The sequence below is a fragment of the Enterobacter sp. SGAir0187 genome (genome assembly GCF_002952735.2).
Lineage (GTDB): Bacteria > Pseudomonadota > Gammaproteobacteria > Enterobacterales > Enterobacteriaceae > Enterobacter > Enterobacter quasiroggenkampii.
This window is the reverse complement of sequence record NZ_CP025034.2, coordinates 3,626,970-3,642,146: the sequence shown is the minus strand read 5'-3', so window position 1 is coordinate 3,642,146 and position 15,177 is coordinate 3,626,970. Positions and strand designations below refer to the sequence as shown.

The window sequence follows — 15,177 nt, the reverse complement described above, 5'->3', positions numbered from 1 at the left end:
TCCATTCTTACAAGAGGGATTTTTTATTATTTCGGCTCATCCAGCAGCATAATCATCATTAAGCCAATAGCCGCGCAAATACCGAAATAAATAAACACAGAATTAAAGCTGCCGGTTTTATCCAGCAGATAACCTGCCAGCATGGGTGAAACAAATCCGCCGAGGTTACCGCCGCTGTTAATAATTGATGCGGCGATGGGGTAGGTTTTACTGTCTGCAACCGCCATACCGTAGGCGGTAAATGCAGGCCAGCCGATATTCAGACAGAGGCCGACAAAAAACAGCCCCACGCAAACCGCAACGGTGCTTTGCGGAATATTGAGCATAATGAGCATCATCAACACGGTGCTGATGGCGGTAAACATCATGGTCGGTTTGCGCCGGCGGCCGAGCAGCCTGTCGGAAACGTAGCCGCCGAAAATCGCACCGATAAATCCACCGATGCACGGCATGCTGGCGACCAGCCCCATGCTCATAAACGTAAAGCCTTTCTCTTTCACCAGATAGAGTGGGATCCACGTCAGCAGGCCGTAAAGCACGCTGACCATCATGAAATAGGCCAGACAGTCACCGAGAATATTCTTCGAGGTAAACAGCCCTTTCACGGTACTCACCGGGGCTAACTCCCGCACGCGGATCAGTCGGTCAAGGCGCGCAAAGCGCGGTGAAATGACGATATTTTCCCGTCTGGCGTCCGGCGTCTCCTGACCGGCAGAAATGGTTTCCAGCTCGGCTCTGGAGACGAATGCGCTCTCGGACGGTTTTGTGCGCACCAGCAGATACCACAGAACGGCGATGACCAGACCGGGGATCGCAAAGGAGAAGAAGACCCAGCGCCAGCCCCAGGTCATCGCGATCCACACCGCCAGCGGCGGCACGAGGATCGGCGCAAACATGGTGGCAGCAATGTAGACGCCGGTGGCCGTGGCTTTCTCCTTTGGCGGAAACCAGTTATTGATGGTAGAGGCCAGCCCGACGGGGCACGGCCCCTCCGTTAACCCCAGCCCCAGGCGGATAAACTTCAGACCCAGAACGGAGGTCGCCGTCCCCATCAGCCAGGTAAAGGCGGAGAAGCCGAATATCGACAGCGCCACCATGCCGCGTATGCCCTTTCTGGCGATGAAAAAGCCCGCCGGAATTTGGCTCAGGGCGTATCCCAAAAAGAACATGCTGGCGATGGCGCCGGCTTCAAAATTATTGATATGAAATTCGTCAATGATAAACGGGAGTACTGCGCCAATATTTGTTCTGTCGGCATAGTTAATGGCATAAACAATAAAAATTAATGCCAGCACAACGAAACGGTAATTGGTTTTTTTCGTTTTTATGTAGGGGACAGCTTGTTCTATACGAGACATAACTTACCTCATTATTCGAACAACGTGAGTCGTTTTTATTTTGCGTTCAACGTCAATATATCGGCTCATAAATGAAACACCATGCAATAAAACTCATTTATTGCTGAGATAAATTTGATTCGCGATGCAGCTCAAAAAAATAACATCGGGATAAAATTGCCCGCACGTAATCTCAATGGTATGTTTTTTATCAATAAACCTGAAAGGAGTAGGCTATGCCCGCGCAGGATCGCCAGACGCTATCGCTGCCCTCGCTCAGAAATTTGCAGGCGTTTATCGCCGTTGCTAACGCCTTGAGCATCCATCAGGCGGCAGAGCAGCTTAACGTTACCGCCTCCGCGGTGAGTCATCAGATCGCGTCGCTGGAATCGTGGATGGGCAAAAAGCTCTTCATCCGCAGCGGGAAGGGCGTTCAGCTTACCCCGACGGGAGAGAAGTATCTGCGGGAGGTTTCAGCGGCGATGAGCGCCATCGGGCGAGCCACCGATCAGATTATCAAAGAGAAAGAGAATGCCGTACTTCGCGTGCACTCCTCCCCCACCTTCGGGTTGTCATGGCTGTTGCGCCGTCTGGGTAAGTTCCGCGCCGAATATCCCGATATCACCATCAATCTCACCTGCTCGTATGAAAACCTGCAATTCGCCAGAGACAATATTGATATTGATATCCGCCACGGCATACCGGACTGGGATGCTTACCGGGTGATGACCATTAAAAACGACACGCTGGTAGTGCTGGCCTCGCCGGAATATGCGGAAAAACACCCCATCAGCAACCCTACCGATCTGCTGCAACAGTCGCTCATCTCGTCCACCAGCACTCTGGTGAACTGGGAAAAATGGTTCGCCTGGCACAATATCGACAGGCCCTGGCTCAACTTCAGCCTCAGCTTTGACCGCTCCTATATGAGCTTTGAAGCGGCGCGCATGGGGCTGGGATTTATCCTTGAGAGCAAAATGATGGCGACAGACCACCTGAAAGATGGCTCACTGGTGCAGGTACTGCCGGATGAGATGGGGATTGCCATTAATGCGCATCATCTGGTGATGCCGCACATGAACGAACGCGCCTGGAAGATCCAGCAGTTTGTCGAGTGGATCGACAGAGAGCTGAGATTGTCGGGCTATCATCTGTAACGTCGGGTGGCGGCTTCGCCTTACCCGGTCGACAAACGTGCGGCCTGATGCCCTCACCCCAACCCTCTCCCACCGGGAGAGGGAGAAATGCACCTCAGCCCACAGTCCCCCAGACCAGATTTCCTTTATGGAACGTTGCGGTACGTGGGGAAATGCGCGCCACGGCTTCGGCGGAACAGGAGGCGTCCACCAGCACAAAGCTGGCGTCATCCTGCGCTTTCGGCCACACGCGTTCGCCTTTGTCGTTCAGCGGCAGCACGTCGCCGGTCGCAATCCCCAGCGCGCGGGAGAGCGTTTGCTCGTTCGGGCGGATGTAGAGCTGGGCGTAAAGATTGGCTTTTTCCAGCATGTCCCCCAGACCGTACGGCGACCAGTGGTCTATCACGCTGTCGGTGCCGGTCATCACAAACACGCCCTTGTCCCGCAACTGCTTCAGCGGCATATGCAGGGTGCCAATCGGCACGGTGGAGGCGATGGTTACCTGCTGCGCCGCCATGCGGGTGGCTATCTCATCCACCTGCTGTTCGTTGAGCGTCGCCAGCGCGAAGGCGTGGCTGATGGTGAGTTTCCCCTTCAGCGCGGGCGTTTTCTCCACGGTTTCGACCATGTAGTTCACCGCCGCCACACCCGCCGGGCTGGTTTCGTGCAGGTGAATGTCCACCCCTTTGTCGTAGTCCAGCGCAATCTGGAACATCAGATCGAGGGATTTCTCCATCGCGCCGTCGACGTTGGTCGGGTCCAGTCCGCCCACGTAGTGCGCCCCGGCCTGCATCGCCTCGCGCATCAGCTTTTCAGAATGCGACAGCAGCAGCCCGTGCTGCGGGAAGGCGACGATTTCGCAGTCAAAACCAGGTTTGCGGCGCGCCAGGACCGCCTGCAAATTTTCCAGGTTTTTCAGACCGGAAACCGGCTCAATATTGCAGTGGCTGCGGGCAATGGTGGAGCCTTTCGACTGGATCAGGTCGATAAGCGCCTCGGCACGCTCCTGGGTGTAGGGCTGCAGCTCAGGCAACAGCTTCTGTTCCAGGCGGATCATATCCTGAATCGTGGTGCCCGCCGGGCGGTTGAGCGATCGCCACGGGCCGCCGTAGAAGGTTTTATCCAGGTGGATGTGCATGTCGCGCATTGCCGGGAGCATCAGCTTGTTGCACGCGTCGTAGTGCGGCAGCGTGGCGTCGGCGTGGCGCTTGTTGTCGCGCAGGGCGACAATCTTCCCGTCTTGAATCTCCAGCGTTTTCAGCTCGGTGCGGGTGCTCGTCGCCACGTTGCCGTCAAAATTAAACCCGGCTTCGAGCAGTACGTTGTCCAGATAGTAATGTTTCGCGGTGATATTCATAGGCTTACCGGTCTCGCAGAGTGGCTTTGCGGAGTCAGCAGCATACGCGACGGATCCGGTCGCGCCAAACAGCGCGCAGGCGGTCACCATTTTGCCGCTCTGGCTGATAAATTCACGGCGGCTTTTGTTTTCACTCATCTCATCTTCCTTCATTCACAATATGGGTACCGGTTTCCCCGCGCAGCGCGGCGGGCAGGCAGTCTGGCGAGGTGATGATCACCCGCTTGCCGCCGTGGTGTAAAAATTCCAGCGAGGCGACGATTTTGGGCAGCATGCTGCCCGCCGGGAAGTGACCTTCTTCCCTGTAGCGCGTCATCTCCGCTACGTTGACGGTGTCCAGCGCCTGCTGGTTTGGCTTGCCGAAGTTGACGCACACCTTCTCCACGCCGGTGGTAATCACCAGCACGTCGGCGCGGATCTCGCGCGCCAGCAGCGCGGTGGAGAGATCTTTATCAATCACCGCGTCAACGCTCTGGTAATCGCCCTGCGCCGAGCGCACCACGGGAATACCGCCGCCGCCCGCGCCAATCACCACAAACCCTTTTTGCGTCAGGGTCTTGATCGCATCGGCCTCGACAATGCGCAGCGGCTGCGGAGAGGCCACCACGCGACGATATCCCCGGCCCGAATCCTCAACAAAGTGCCAGTCCGGGTGCGCGCGTTGCAGTTCGTCGCGCTGCGCCTCGCTGAAGAACGCGCCGATCGGCTTCGTGGGGTGCGTGAAACCGGGATCGTTTTTATCCACTTCCACCTGCGTGACGACCGTAACCGCTTTTTGCTCCCCGCGCGCGGCCAGGCGGTTGTTCAGCGCCTGCTGGATCAGGTAGCCGATGCCGCCCTGGGTGTCCGCCACGCAGTTTGCCAGCGGCGTGAGGGGAAGCCCCTCCCGCTCGTGGGCGATTTCAGCCCGGCGCAGATCCAGCCCCACCTGAGGGCCGTTGCCGTGGGTAAGCACGATGTCATAGTCGGAGGCCAGCATTTCGAGCACCGACTCTGCCACCGCTTTAACCGCCTGCGCCTGATGTTCAACCGACTGGCTGGCGTTGTCTTTGATAATGCTGTTGCCGCCAATGGCGACGACCATAAGCTCTTTCATTTTGTTTCCTTTAGAAGGTGCGTTCTGGTGCCCTCACCCCGGCCCTCTCCCACAGGGAGAGGGGGATTAACAGAGGTATCCAGCACATGCTTCACCACAAACATGCCGCCCATCATCAGATACGCGGTGACGAACATCAGCGAACTGCCTTCGGCAAAGCCCACGACCGGAGCGTGGATCACCCCGAACAGCGCCAGCAGCGCCCCGCCCGCCGCAGCCACGGCACCGCGCAGCGGTTTGTTGATGATGGCGAAAATGGCGATACAACCCCACAGCATGCTGGCGAGCGGTGCCCCGTTCCCCAGATGGACTAATCCTTCGTAGTAGATCCCTTTGCTGTGCAGCACGTCGGTACCGATTTTTGCGGCATTCGTGCCCGCCGCGCCCATCACGCTGTTCATCATGGTCAGCGCCCAGTTGGCGATCCACGGGAACAGGCAGATGAAGATCACGGGCACTTCCACTTTCGGCGTTTCCCTCACCACCTGGTTGGCGGTGACCACGCCGATAAACACCAGAATCGGCACGATGGCAGTCATCGGAATGATGGCGAGCATAAACGCCCCCAGCCCGAACAGCGGCACGATGAACATGGTCACGCCAGAGGCCAGCGTGTAGCCGATGCTCGCGCCCATCGCTTTCCAGCCGGGATGGCCGACGTAGACCGTCACCGGGAACGGGTTCCCCATAAGGCAACCGAGCATGGAGGCCAGACCGTTTGCCAGCATGACTTTACGCGTCGGGTATTCATCCCCCGCCGCGTGGGCGCTTTCGATGTTCTCCAGGTCAAAGATGTAGTTCGCCAGCCCCAGCGGCACGGCAGAGGCCAGATACGGCAGCGCATGAGGCAAGCCCTGCAGGAAACCCTCCACATGCACCTGCGGCGGGTTAAAGCCGAACGATGACATGGAGGCTTTGATCGCTTCCGGGCTTTGCAGACCGGAGATCCACGCCAGGGCCGTGCCGGCAATCAGCAGCAGCAATCCGGTGGGGATGCGGGCAAAGATCGGCTTTTTACCGAACCAGTTGATGAAAATCAGCAGCAGCACGATAAACGACACGGTCGGCGCCTCGAACGCCTGCAGCATCGGGTTCATCGCCAACAGCAGCAGACCCAAACCGGACAGGCACGACAGCAGCACGGTGCGCGGGATCATCTTGCGGATGGTTTCCCCTAAAAACGAACCGCCCGCCAGGATCATCGCCTCCACGAAGCACCACACCAGGCCAATCTGGATGGCGAACTCCGCATCACCGGTCTGCTGATAGACCGGCATCAGCACCAGGAAGGTCACGGTAAAAATAGAAGGCGCGCTGGGGCCGGACGGCAGCGCGGTGACGTCCGTTCGCCCGGTGGCGCGCGCCATCTGCATGCCGAACCACGCATAGCAAATACTCGCGGCCAATACCGCCAGCCCGAAGGCTGGCGCAATGCGTCCATAAACAATCTCCTTCGGGATGCCGACGACAAAAATGAGCAACCCCATCATGGTCAGCAAATTGGTCAGGTTGTTGGTCATCAACCCGAAATACGCCGCCCAGTCACCTCTTTTCCACTCCAGTTTCATGTTTTTCATGGATGCATGCCTTATAAAAAGTAGCGATCGCGGAAGGTCAACAGCGCCTTTTCAAAACAGCTAAACGGCGGGTGAACGATGCCCGCCCCAATCATGCCGATGCCCGCGTCTTTGTGGGCAATGGCGGTGTTAATCACCGGCAGAATGCCGCTGCCCGCGACCTTCGTGATGTCAATGGCGGTTGGGATGCCCATAAACGAGAGCAGCGGAATGGTGACGTTCGGGTTTTCGCCGAGGGTGATTTCGCGCATCTGGCGGGAGAAATCGATGGCTTCCTCCACCGTGCCGCCCACCAGCGCCACGATGGCCGGGGCCGTCGCCATCGCAAACCCGCCGATGCCGTAGGTTTCGGTGATGGCGCTGTCGCCGATGTCCAGCCCGGAGTCTTCCGGCTTATAGCCCGCGAACATCGGGCCAATCACCTGCTGCGCCGGGCCGGTGAACCACTGCCCCGGCAGGCCGGAGACGCGCAGGCCGAACTCGTAGCCGTTGCGCGCCATGGTGGTAACGACGGTGCTGTATTCAATGCCGTGGGCGGCGTCCAGGGCGGCTTTACACATCGCCATCCACGTCGGGCCGGAGAAGTAGTCGCTGCTGGCGACAAACTCGAACACCTCGCGCTGCTGCTCAACCGGATAGCCCGACTGGATCAGCCCCGGCGTCAGCGCCTGGATCAGCAGCGTGGTGCCCGCATTGTTGCGGTTGTGGCACTCATCCCCCATGTGCAGCGCCTGGGCCAGCATCAGGCGCAGGTCGATTTCGCCGATACTCTTCATCGCGTCGCGCAGCATCGGGCCGAGCACATCGCGCATCCAGTTCAGGCGGTCGATGACGCTCTGGTCGTTGGCCCCCATGCGCAGGATCTTCGCCATCTGCTCGCTGAGGTTGGTGAACGCCCGGTTGCCGTAGGTTTTGTTCTCAACGATGTGCATAAACATCGACGCGGAGGTGACGCCCGCCATGGAGCCCACGCAGTCATGCTCGTGGCACGGCGAGAAGGTGATCTCCCCTGAGGCGGCAAGCCGTGCCGCGTCGTCCAGATCTTTCGCCAGCCCTTCAAACACCAGCGCCCCGGTGACCGCACCCTTCATCGCGCCGCACATGTTTTCCCAGGAGACTGGCGGACCGGCATGCAGAATGGTGGTGCGGGTCATGCCCGGCACAACGTTAATCGCCTGGTCATAGCCCACCAGCACCGGATGGGACTGAATAATGCGCTCAAGCGCAAGCTTGTTGGCGGCGGCGATCTTCTCCGCCAGCGGTTTTTCCGCCAGCTGGTCGAGCGCTTCAACGACCTGCATATTGCCCTGCCCCGGCGGCGTCCAGTCGAGCTGGGTCACGGGTACGTGCTGCTTTTTAAGATCGTCGCTGAACATCGCGATACCCACGTTAATGACGTTCAGCGGCTGGTTGAATAAGGTCGTCATTATGATTTCTCCCCTTTGCAGACAAATTCGCGTGCCAGTAATCCGGTGTTGGTGCTGCTGCTGGCCCAGATGACGCCTGCGTCGGTCAGCAACTGGCACTGCTGCGCCAGCGACTGCGGATCCTGATCGGTGCCGAGCACGTATCCGAGGATCTCAAGCGGACGGTTATCGGCCTTCGCGATGGCCTGCGCCTCTTTGATCGCCTCGATCATCACCCCTACCGGATCCTCATGCGCGCCAAAGCCCAGCACGAAGTCCATCACGATGACGCCCACTTCCGGATCGCGCGCCTCCTGCAGCAGGCGGCTGATGCGGTTGGTCGGGTCGATCATCGGGTGCGGCTTGCCGTTGGTGAACTCATCGTCGCCAAAGTCGAGGAAGGTGTGGGCTTTACTGACGCTTATGTCGCTCAGGCGCTTAGCCGGATCCGGCTGGATATTGCTGTACACGTCGTCGAATTTCGCAAGCGCCACGAACATCGCTTCGTCGCACAGGGTGCCGCCGCAGAACAGGCCGCGAATGTACTTCTGCTGTGGGGTCAGGCGGGCGCGCACCTCTTCAATTAATGGCCAGTTGAGCGGATGCAGTTCAAGGGACTCTTTTTTGATGCCGGTAAGCAAAACGGCCTTCAGCGCCGCCTCTTTAGTGCCGCGCGCAAACTGCAGGCCGTCTTCATCGGCGGGCGGCTCATTGCGCCCAAGGAAACAGACAATGACGGGCTTGCGGCAGGCGCGCGCGCGGGCCAGCACTTTTTCGGCAACTGTGAGCGCAGGCGGCTTGGAGATGAGTGCAATCACCCGGGTCTCCTCGTCGGCCTCCAGCATGTCGATGGCGTCGAGCATCATCAGGCCGCCAATTTTCTCGCTGAGATCGCGCCCGCCGGTGCCAATCAGCTGCGACACGCCGCCGCCGAATTCATGGATGCGCACGCTTAGCTCCTGGCTGCCGGTGCCGGAGGCGCCGACGATGCCAATCGGCCCGCGACGCACCGCGTTGGCGAAGCACAATCCCGCGCCGTTGATAATGGCGGTGCCGCAGTCCGGCCCCATCATCAGCAGTCCTTTCTGGTGCGCCAGCTGCTTCAGCGCCAGCTCGTCGTCGAGCGAGACGTTATCGGAGAAGAGCATCACGTTGAGATCGTTTTCCAGCGCCTGACGCGCCTCGCGGGCGGCGAAGGTGCCGTTGACGGAGATCACCGCAAGGTTGCTGTCCGGGCGATGGGTTTTGGCGCTGGCAATCGTCGCGTAGCGCGCTTCATGGGAGCCCGCGCTCTCTTTACGCGTAAACAGCGCTTCAATAGCGGCCAGCGTTTCATCATTCGCCGCGTCGCCTTTAATAACGATCATCAGGTCGCCGTTTTTCGCCTCATTTAATTCCGGCGTTAACAGCCCGAGGTTTTTTAATACGCCCTTATTCATTTCCGTTGCCATGGCGATAAAGGCCTGTTCAACGCCCGGCAATTTATTGGCTTTAGTGGAAACGGACATTAATGACACGGAGTCAAAATAGGTGTTCTTTTTTATGACGATTTTTGTGGGCATTATTTTCTCCTGAAAGCGGATAAAAGGGGGCCGCCGTCGAGCAAAATGCACGTCGGTAAAAATGCTTTTTTAAATTAGCGGCCAGCCGGAAAAAGCTGGCCGAATGCGTTACGCGCCCGCCGCCAACAGCAGGTCGGCAATCTCAGTGAAGCCTTTCTCCCGCGCCAGTTCGAGCGGGGTTTTGCCGTATTTATCGGTCATGTGCGGGTTCGCGCCGTGATCCAGCAGCAGCTTCACAATCTCTTGCTGTTTCGCACCGCCGTCGTTTAACACAATGGCTTCCAGCAGCGGCGTCCAGCCGACAAAGTTGGTGTGGTTAACGTTAATGTCGGTTTTTTCCAGCAGCTCGCGCACGATCTCCACGTGCCCTTTTTCACTGGCAGGGGTAATACCCACGCCGCCGAAGCGGGTCAGACGGTCGAGATCCGGATTCGCGGGTAATACCAGCCGCAGGAGGGTTAAATCGTTCGTCAGGCAGCTAATCAGGAAAGGGTTAAAGCAGGTCTGATCCTGTTTATCAATATCTGCCCCGGCGGCAATTAAAAATTCTACGCAGGAATAGTGTTTTTTCAGGCTGGCAATCGTAACGGCGGTTCTTTTCTGGCGGTTAGTGGCGTTAATATCCACGCCTTTTTCCAGACAGGCTTTTAGCGCATCGCTATTTCCCTCTTCTGCCGCCAGCAGAAATTCCGTAACCAGTTCAGTTGCAGACATATTCAGACTCCCGATGTTTTATTGCTCTTGAACCGAGAATAGCAACAGCCTGGACATAAAAGAATCCGCTTAAAAATGATTCATCGACAGTGAATTCATTGTTGAGTTAAATTCAACAGTTCGGTCAAAACGTGCGTCTGTGCAACCTTTTTCTTATGTTTAACCGCGTTTTAGCGCCACAGGCTGCATTATCCTTATGGTTGAAAAAGCCTTGCATGACGGGGCCCTGCGTAAAAAGTCAGAACTGTGATCGACTTCAAATGTGTTGTAAATGCGTTGTTAAAATATGTTCAAAACTGATGACTGAGGAAGCTGTGATATGAATTCCATCTTTACCGAAGAGAACCTGCTGGCCTTCACCACCGCCGCACGCTTCGGCAGCTTCAGCAAGGCGGCTGCCGAGCTGGGCGTCACCACCTCCGCCATTAGTTACACCATCAAGCGGATGGAAACCGGGCTGGACGTGGTGCTGTTTGTGCGTAACACGCGCAGCATTGAGCTGACCGAGTCCGGGTTCTACTTTTACCGCAAAGCCACCGACCTGCTTAACGACTTTCACGCCATCAAGCGCGGGATTGATACCATCTCACAGGGCATCGAGGCGCGGGTGCGCATCTGTATCAACCAGCTGTTGTATACGCCGCGCCATACCGCGCGGCTGCTGCAGGTGCTGAAAAAGCAGTTTCCCACCTGCCAGATCACCGTCACCACCGAGGTCTATAACGGCGTGTGGGATTCCATCATCAACAACCAGGCCAATATCGCCATTGGCGCACCGGACACGCTGCTCGACGGCGGCGGAATTGACTACACCGAGATCGGTGCCATTCGCTGGGTGTTTGCCATCGCGCCGGCGCACCCGCTGGCGTTTGTTCCGGAACCGATAGCGGAAAGCCAGCTGCGTCTGTACCCCAACATCATGGTGGAAGATACCGCGCACACCATTAACAAGAAGGTGGGCTGGCTGCTACACGGACAGGAGGCGATTCTGGTGCCGGACTTTAATACCAAATGCCAGTGCCAGATTCTGGGCGAAGGGATAGGTTTTTTACCAGAGTATATGGCGCGGGACGCGGTGGAAGACGGGCTGCTGGTGACGCGGCGTATCAATAACCCGCGTCAGGACTCGCGCATGCTGCTCGCCACGCAGCATGCCGCGACCGGCCAGGTCACACGCTGGATCAAACAGCAGTTTGGCCCCCAGGGCGTGCTGACCGGGATCTACAGCGACTTACTCTGGCGTGCTTAGTTCTTACTCTGAACCCAAAAGGCATGGATAAGACCCGGGATGTAGCCCAGCAGCGTCAGAATAATGTTGATAATAAACGCCCAGCCGAAACCTTTGCCCAACAGCACGCCCAGCGGCGGCAACAGGATGGTAAAAACAATACGCCAAAAACCCATATCAAAACTCCGTGCAAGCTAATCCATTGAAAATAATAAAGAGAACTATCTCTAAGCATAGCCAGTTTACCTGTCTGCGCCAGTTCTCTCCCCCGCGTTTACCCTCTTTTACGCTTTTGACGCTGGCGTAATGCGCACAATTACTTTAGCATTACCTTAATTAAGTAAATACTAAATTACTATGACTGAACTCGAACAGCTTCAGGCCAGCGCAGAGCAGGCCGCAACTTTTTTAAAAGCGATGAGCAACCCGCGTCGGCTGCTGATCCTCTGCACGCTGTGCGGCGCCCCCGGCACCAGCGCGGGGGAACTGGCCCGCGCGACGGGGCTAAGCCCTTCCGCCACGTCGCAGCATCTGGCGCGCATGCGTGAGGAAGGTCTGATTGACAGTACCCGCGAGGCGCAGCGCATTCGCTATTTCATTAAAAACAATGCGGTGCATCAGCTCATCAGCACCCTGAAAACCCTTTATTGCCCGTAAGGAGGCGCCATGTCACTTCCCCTTATTTCGCCGCGCGAGGCCAATGCCCGCATCGCCGATGGCGCAAAACTGATTGATATTCGTGATGCCGACGAGTACGCCCGCGAGCATATTCCCGCCGCGCAGTCCGTGCCGCTGAATACCCTACCCGGTGGACTTAAAACGCACGCGGGCGAAACGGTGATTTTTCACTGCCAGTCTGGCGCCCGCACCTCAGGCAATGCCGATCGCCTTGCGCAGGCTGCCGCCCCCGCTCAGGCATTGGTGGTCGAAGGGGGCATTCAGGGCTGGAAGCAGGCGGGTCTGCAGACAGTCGAAGACAAAACCCAGCCGCTGCCGCTGATGCGTCAGGTGCAAATTGCCGCCGGGCTGCTCATTCTCTGCGGCGTCGTGCTGGGCTATAGCGTCTCCGACGGCTTTTTCCTGCTCAGCGGCTTCGTCGGGGCCGGGCTGCTGTTCGCCGGTGTGACCGGTTTTTGCGGCATGGCGCGGCTGCTGAAGGTGATGCCCTGGAACCGTCGTACCTCATAAGCAGTAATCGCTGAAATACACTGTACCCGCCGTCATACGTGGGCTAAGGTGAAGATCGCTAAAACGATGAGGAGGTAATATGTTTTCTGTCGGTGATTATGTACAACCGCGTAAAGGCGGCCCGAAGCTGAAAGTGCTTGAAGTGAATGGTGACAGCGTGGTGGCGGTACAGGCCAGCAATGAGCAAGGCGAGAAATACACCCTGAAAGCGGCCGATCTGGCGCCGTATACTGAAGACGGTGATTTCGGCGTCTGCTGAAACGAGTGCCGGGCGGTATGTTCCGCCCGGTTCACGCATTAGATCAGAAAATCATCCAGTGATTTCCCCTCTGCCAGCGCGCTGGCAATAGGCTTCGGCGTACGGCCCTGGCCGGTCCACGTTTTCTCTTCACCGTTCTGGTCAATAAAGCGGTATTTTGCTTCACGCGGCTTACGCTTTTTCGTGGTTTTACCCGCCTGCCCCAGTTCAGAGCCCAGCAGATCGGTCGGTGAAATACCATCGGCTTTCATTCGTTCCAGCAGGGCATTAATTTTCTCCTGCTGCTCAGCCCGCTGCTGCTCTAATTCCGCCAGCTCACTACGTTTCTCTTCAGCAACGACCCTGACCTTTTCCAGCATTTCCTCAAGAACGTCCAGGGATAATTCGCGTGCCATAGCGCGCAGAGTTCGGATATTATTAAGATTCTGTAACGTCAAAGACATATTATTTGAAAACCTTCTCTTTAGGGTAAATAGATAAATCACTGACAGAATAATTCATTTCCGCTGAAATATCTACCCGCGGGGCGTCCCGGCCAATAGCGTAAATATGTTTTACTGCCATCTTTAATATTATCTTATAACGCCTGTGGGATACGCATGGATTCAATCATCCCATCAATATAAATGGTCATCCTTAATCAAAATTTCAGCATCCTGCGCTACCCAAAATCGGGATGACGCCTTCGCCAGTAAAAAGAGACACAACCCACTGATTTACATTAAAAAATCATCACGCGAGATACATTATAACGAAGCGAACAAAAAAGCATCGATTTTAGCGAATTTTGTGGACAAAACGCGTTTAAATAAAAATTAATCACTAGTTGTTAGTTCAAACATAGAGATATACGCTATACACGTCAAACAAACCAACCTAAAGCACTAACCGCTTCGGGAAAATCGTTTCTTTTGTGTTCTTCTCAAGGAGTTCAGACATGTTCTCACCGCAATCACGCCTTCGCCATGCTGTGGCGGATACTTTCGCGATGGTTGTCTACTGTTCCGTTGTGAACATGTTGATCGAAATATTCCTCTCCGGAATGACCTTCGAGCAGTCACTTTCTTCTCGTCTGGTGGCGATCCCGGTCAATATTATTATTGCCTGGCCTTACGGCTTATACCGCGATGCCGTCATGCGTTTCGCACGGCGTATCAGCCCCGCAGGCTGGGTGAAAAACCTGGCAGACGTTCTGGCCTATGTGACGTTCCAGTCGCCGGTTTACGTGGCTATTCTGCTTACGGTGGGCGCGGACTGGCACCAGATCGCTGCGGCGGTCAGTTCGAATATTGTGATTTCAATGCTGATGGGTGCGGTATACGGCTATTTCCTCGACTACTGCCGCCGCCTGTTTAAGGTCAGCCAGTACAGCCAGGCAAAAGCGTGATGTGAAGCGACTGGCGCACGCCAGTCGCGAATTTACTGTACGTCGCCAAACAGTCCCTTCAAAAACCGCTCCAGCGCCATGCGTGAACTGAAGCCATGCGGAATACCATAATGCTCATGCCGTTCACCGCCCAAATAGAGCGGAAATTGCTGATAGTGATCGCAGGTTTTAATATCCGAGGCAGGCTCAGCAAATGACAGACTTCTGTCTTTCAGCGTCGGGTGAATAATGAGAGCGGTACGTCCCATTCTTGCTTCACGATTAACGTAAACATAATTCTCGCCACGGCGATATCCATACGCTTTTGGCGTCACCTCATCCATGGTGAATCCCTCTTTTTCAAGAACGCGCGCCACCTCATCAGGTCGTAAATACATATCTTTTCCTCGTTATCTTTTCCTGCCCGGCAACCTTACAGTATTCAGCATTAGCAGGGCTTTCAGAATAATCCATAAACTGCCGGATAACGCGTGACGCGCTTCAGATATTAAATTTCTGAACTAAACTGAACGGGAACACAAAATTACGGAGGATCGTATGTTTAACAGACCGAACCGAAACGATATTAATGACGATGCGCAGGATATTCGTAATGATGTCAGCCAATTAGCGGACACGCTGGAAGAGGTGCTGAAATCCTGGGGAAGTGACGCGAAGGACGAAGCGGATGCCGCAAAACGTAAGGCTCAGTCTCTGCTCCGTGAAACCCGCGCGCGCTTAAACGGCCGCACGCGCACGACACAGGCTGCCTGCGATGCGGTCAGCTGCGCAACGACCTTCGTGCGCGAGAAACCGCTCTGTACGCTCGGCACGGTAGCGGCAGTCGGGATCTTCGTCGGTGCTCTGCTTAGCCTGCGTAAATAACCCGCTCACGCACCGTTCTCTGCCCCGGTGGTCAGTGGCTGCCGGGGCTTTTCTTTGCCTTCTCGC

Annotated in this window: 17 protein-coding genes; 7 read left to right on the top strand and 10 right to left on the bottom strand. The window is 56.4% G+C overall.

The window, feature by feature from the left end:
* Nucleotides 1-26: 26 nt before the first annotated feature.
* Nucleotides 27-1,358 carry an MFS transporter gene (locus CWR52_RS17610; protein WP_104950273.1) on the bottom strand — a complete coding sequence of 444 codons (1,332 nt, stop codon included), beginning with the start codon at nt 1,356-1,358 and terminating at the stop codon, nt 27-29.
* A 215-nt stretch (nt 1,359-1,573) separates the two neighbouring features.
* On the opposite strand from CWR52_RS17610, the gene CWR52_RS17605 reads away from it, so the two are divergent.
* Nucleotides 1,574-2,494 (top strand): LysR substrate-binding domain-containing protein, encoded by a 921-nt coding sequence (locus tag CWR52_RS17605; protein ID WP_104950272.1) that lies wholly within the window; start codon nt 1,574-1,576, stop codon nt 2,492-2,494.
* Between the two features lie 94 nt (nt 2,495-2,588).
* Here CWR52_RS17605 and CWR52_RS17600 read toward each other — a convergent pair whose 3' ends face one another.
* The 6 genes from CWR52_RS17600 to CWR52_RS17575 form a co-directional block, all read right to left on the bottom strand.
* A complete protein-coding gene (locus tag CWR52_RS17600) occupies nt 2,589-3,968 on the bottom strand; it encodes an amidohydrolase family protein (RefSeq protein ID WP_104950271.1) in 1,380 nt (459 codons plus the stop codon).
* A 1-nt stretch (nt 3,969) separates the two neighbouring features.
* Nucleotides 3,970-4,926: a carbamate kinase family protein gene (locus tag CWR52_RS17595; RefSeq protein ID WP_104950270.1), complete on the bottom strand. Its 957-nt coding sequence runs from the start codon at nt 4,924-4,926 to the stop codon at nt 3,970-3,972.
* Nucleotides 4,923-6,503: a xanthine permease gene (locus CWR52_RS17590; protein WP_104950269.1), complete on the bottom strand. Its 1,581-nt coding sequence runs from the start codon at nt 6,501-6,503 to the stop codon at nt 4,923-4,925. The genes CWR52_RS17595 and CWR52_RS17590 overlap by 4 nt, the downstream gene beginning before the upstream one ends.
* Nucleotides 6,504-6,514: 11 nt before the next feature.
* Complete coding sequence (locus tag CWR52_RS17585; protein ID WP_201268142.1) at nt 6,515-7,930, bottom strand: DUF1116 domain-containing protein; 1,416 nt, start codon at nt 7,928-7,930, stop codon at nt 6,515-6,517.
* Complete coding sequence (fdrA, locus tag CWR52_RS17580) at nt 7,930-9,471, bottom strand: acyl-CoA synthetase FdrA (protein WP_104950268.1); 1,542 nt, start codon at nt 9,469-9,471, stop codon at nt 7,930-7,932. The genes CWR52_RS17585 and fdrA overlap by 1 nt, the downstream gene beginning before the upstream one ends.
* A gap of 108 nt (nt 9,472-9,579) precedes the next feature.
* A complete protein-coding gene (locus CWR52_RS17575; protein WP_048029257.1) occupies nt 9,580-10,185 on the bottom strand; it encodes an ankyrin repeat domain-containing protein in 606 nt (201 codons plus the stop codon).
* Between the two features lie 319 nt (nt 10,186-10,504).
* Here CWR52_RS17575 and CWR52_RS17570 point away from each other — a divergent pair, with 319 nt between their 5' ends.
* A complete protein-coding gene (locus tag CWR52_RS17570) occupies nt 10,505-11,434 on the top strand; it encodes a LysR substrate-binding domain-containing protein (protein WP_104950267.1) in 930 nt (309 codons plus the stop codon).
* Here the strand turns inward: CWR52_RS17570 and CWR52_RS17565 are convergent.
* Nucleotides 11,431-11,589 (bottom strand): YqaE/Pmp3 family membrane protein, encoded by a 159-nt coding sequence (locus CWR52_RS17565; RefSeq protein WP_032645235.1) that lies wholly within the window; start codon nt 11,587-11,589, stop codon nt 11,431-11,433. The genes CWR52_RS17570 and CWR52_RS17565 overlap by 4 nt on opposite strands.
* 181 nt (nt 11,590-11,770) lie before the next feature.
* On the opposite strand from CWR52_RS17565, the gene CWR52_RS17560 reads away from it, so the two are divergent.
* The 3 genes from CWR52_RS17560 (at nt 11,771) to CWR52_RS17550 (ending at nt 12,860) form a co-directional block, all read left to right on the top strand.
* Entirely contained in the window at nt 11,771-12,070 is a 300-nt protein-coding gene (locus CWR52_RS17560) for an ArsR/SmtB family transcription factor (RefSeq protein ID WP_104950266.1), read from the top strand.
* Between the two features lie 9 nt (nt 12,071-12,079).
* Nucleotides 12,080-12,601: a rhodanese family protein gene (locus CWR52_RS17555; RefSeq protein ID WP_104950265.1), complete on the top strand. Its 522-nt coding sequence runs from the start codon at nt 12,080-12,082 to the stop codon at nt 12,599-12,601.
* 79 nt (nt 12,602-12,680) lie between these two features.
* Nucleotides 12,681-12,860, top strand: coding sequence for a hypothetical protein (locus tag CWR52_RS17550; RefSeq protein WP_048029253.1), 180 nt, complete (start codon nt 12,681-12,683; stop codon nt 12,858-12,860).
* A 38-nt stretch (nt 12,861-12,898) separates the two neighbouring features.
* On the opposite strand, the gene stpA is transcribed toward CWR52_RS17550, so the two are convergent.
* Entirely contained in the window at nt 12,899-13,303 is a 405-nt protein-coding gene (gene stpA / locus CWR52_RS17545) for a DNA-binding protein StpA (RefSeq protein ID WP_104950264.1), read from the bottom strand.
* Between the two features lie 494 nt (nt 13,304-13,797).
* Between stpA and alaE the strand changes: the two genes are divergently transcribed.
* Complete coding sequence (alaE, locus tag CWR52_RS17540; protein WP_023617655.1) at nt 13,798-14,247, top strand: L-alanine exporter AlaE; 450 nt, start codon at nt 13,798-13,800, stop codon at nt 14,245-14,247.
* A gap of 32 nt (nt 14,248-14,279) precedes the next feature.
* Here alaE and CWR52_RS17535 read toward each other — a convergent pair whose 3' ends face one another.
* Entirely contained in the window at nt 14,280-14,624 is a 345-nt protein-coding gene (locus CWR52_RS17535) for a DUF2002 family protein (protein WP_023308923.1), read from the bottom strand.
* A gap of 160 nt (nt 14,625-14,784) precedes the next feature.
* Between CWR52_RS17535 and CWR52_RS17530 the strand changes: the two genes are divergently transcribed.
* Nucleotides 14,785-15,111 carry a DUF883 domain-containing protein gene (locus tag CWR52_RS17530; protein WP_008502569.1) on the top strand — a complete coding sequence of 109 codons (327 nt, stop codon included), beginning with the start codon at nt 14,785-14,787 and terminating at the stop codon, nt 15,109-15,111.
* Nucleotides 15,112-15,177: the final 66 nt, after the last annotated feature.

Coding starts and splice junctions, on each gene's coding strand:
- CWR52_RS17610 (WP_104950273.1), bottom strand. CDS start 1,358: ATGTCTCGTATAGAACAAGCTGTCCCCTACATAAAAACGAAAAAAACC.
- CWR52_RS17605 (WP_104950272.1), top strand. CDS start 1,574: ATGCCCGCGCAGGATCGCCAGACGCTATCGCTGCCCTCGCTCAGAAAT.
- CWR52_RS17600 (WP_104950271.1), bottom strand. CDS start 3,968: ATGAGTGAAAACAAAAGCCGCCGTGAATTTATCAGCCAGAGCGGCAAA.
- CWR52_RS17595 (WP_104950270.1), bottom strand. CDS start 4,926: ATGAAAGAGCTTATGGTCGTCGCCATTGGCGGCAACAGCATTATCAAA.
- CWR52_RS17590 (WP_104950269.1), bottom strand. CDS start 6,503: ATGAAAAACATGAAACTGGAGTGGAAAAGAGGTGACTGGGCGGCGTAT.
- CWR52_RS17585 (WP_201268142.1), bottom strand. CDS start 7,930: ATGACGACCTTATTCAACCAGCCGCTGAACGTCATTAACGTGGGTATC.
- fdrA (WP_104950268.1), bottom strand. CDS start 9,471: ATGCCCACAAAAATCGTCATAAAAAAGAACACCTATTTTGACTCCGTG.
- CWR52_RS17575 (WP_048029257.1), bottom strand. CDS start 10,185: ATGTCTGCAACTGAACTGGTTACGGAATTTCTGCTGGCGGCAGAAGAG.
- CWR52_RS17570 (WP_104950267.1), top strand. CDS start 10,505: ATGAATTCCATCTTTACCGAAGAGAACCTGCTGGCCTTCACCACCGCC.
- CWR52_RS17565 (WP_032645235.1), bottom strand. CDS start 11,589: ATGGGTTTTTGGCGTATTGTTTTTACCATCCTGTTGCCGCCGCTGGGC.
- CWR52_RS17560 (WP_104950266.1), top strand. CDS start 11,771: ATGACTGAACTCGAACAGCTTCAGGCCAGCGCAGAGCAGGCCGCAACT.
- CWR52_RS17555 (WP_104950265.1), top strand. CDS start 12,080: ATGTCACTTCCCCTTATTTCGCCGCGCGAGGCCAATGCCCGCATCGCC.
- CWR52_RS17550 (WP_048029253.1), top strand. CDS start 12,681: ATGTTTTCTGTCGGTGATTATGTACAACCGCGTAAAGGCGGCCCGAAG.
- stpA (WP_104950264.1), bottom strand. CDS start 13,303: ATGTCTTTGACGTTACAGAATCTTAATAATATCCGAACTCTGCGCGCT.
- alaE (WP_023617655.1), top strand. CDS start 13,798: ATGTTCTCACCGCAATCACGCCTTCGCCATGCTGTGGCGGATACTTTC.
- CWR52_RS17535 (WP_023308923.1), bottom strand. CDS start 14,624: ATGTATTTACGACCTGATGAGGTGGCGCGCGTTCTTGAAAAAGAGGGA.
- CWR52_RS17530 (WP_008502569.1), top strand. CDS start 14,785: ATGTTTAACAGACCGAACCGAAACGATATTAATGACGATGCGCAGGAT.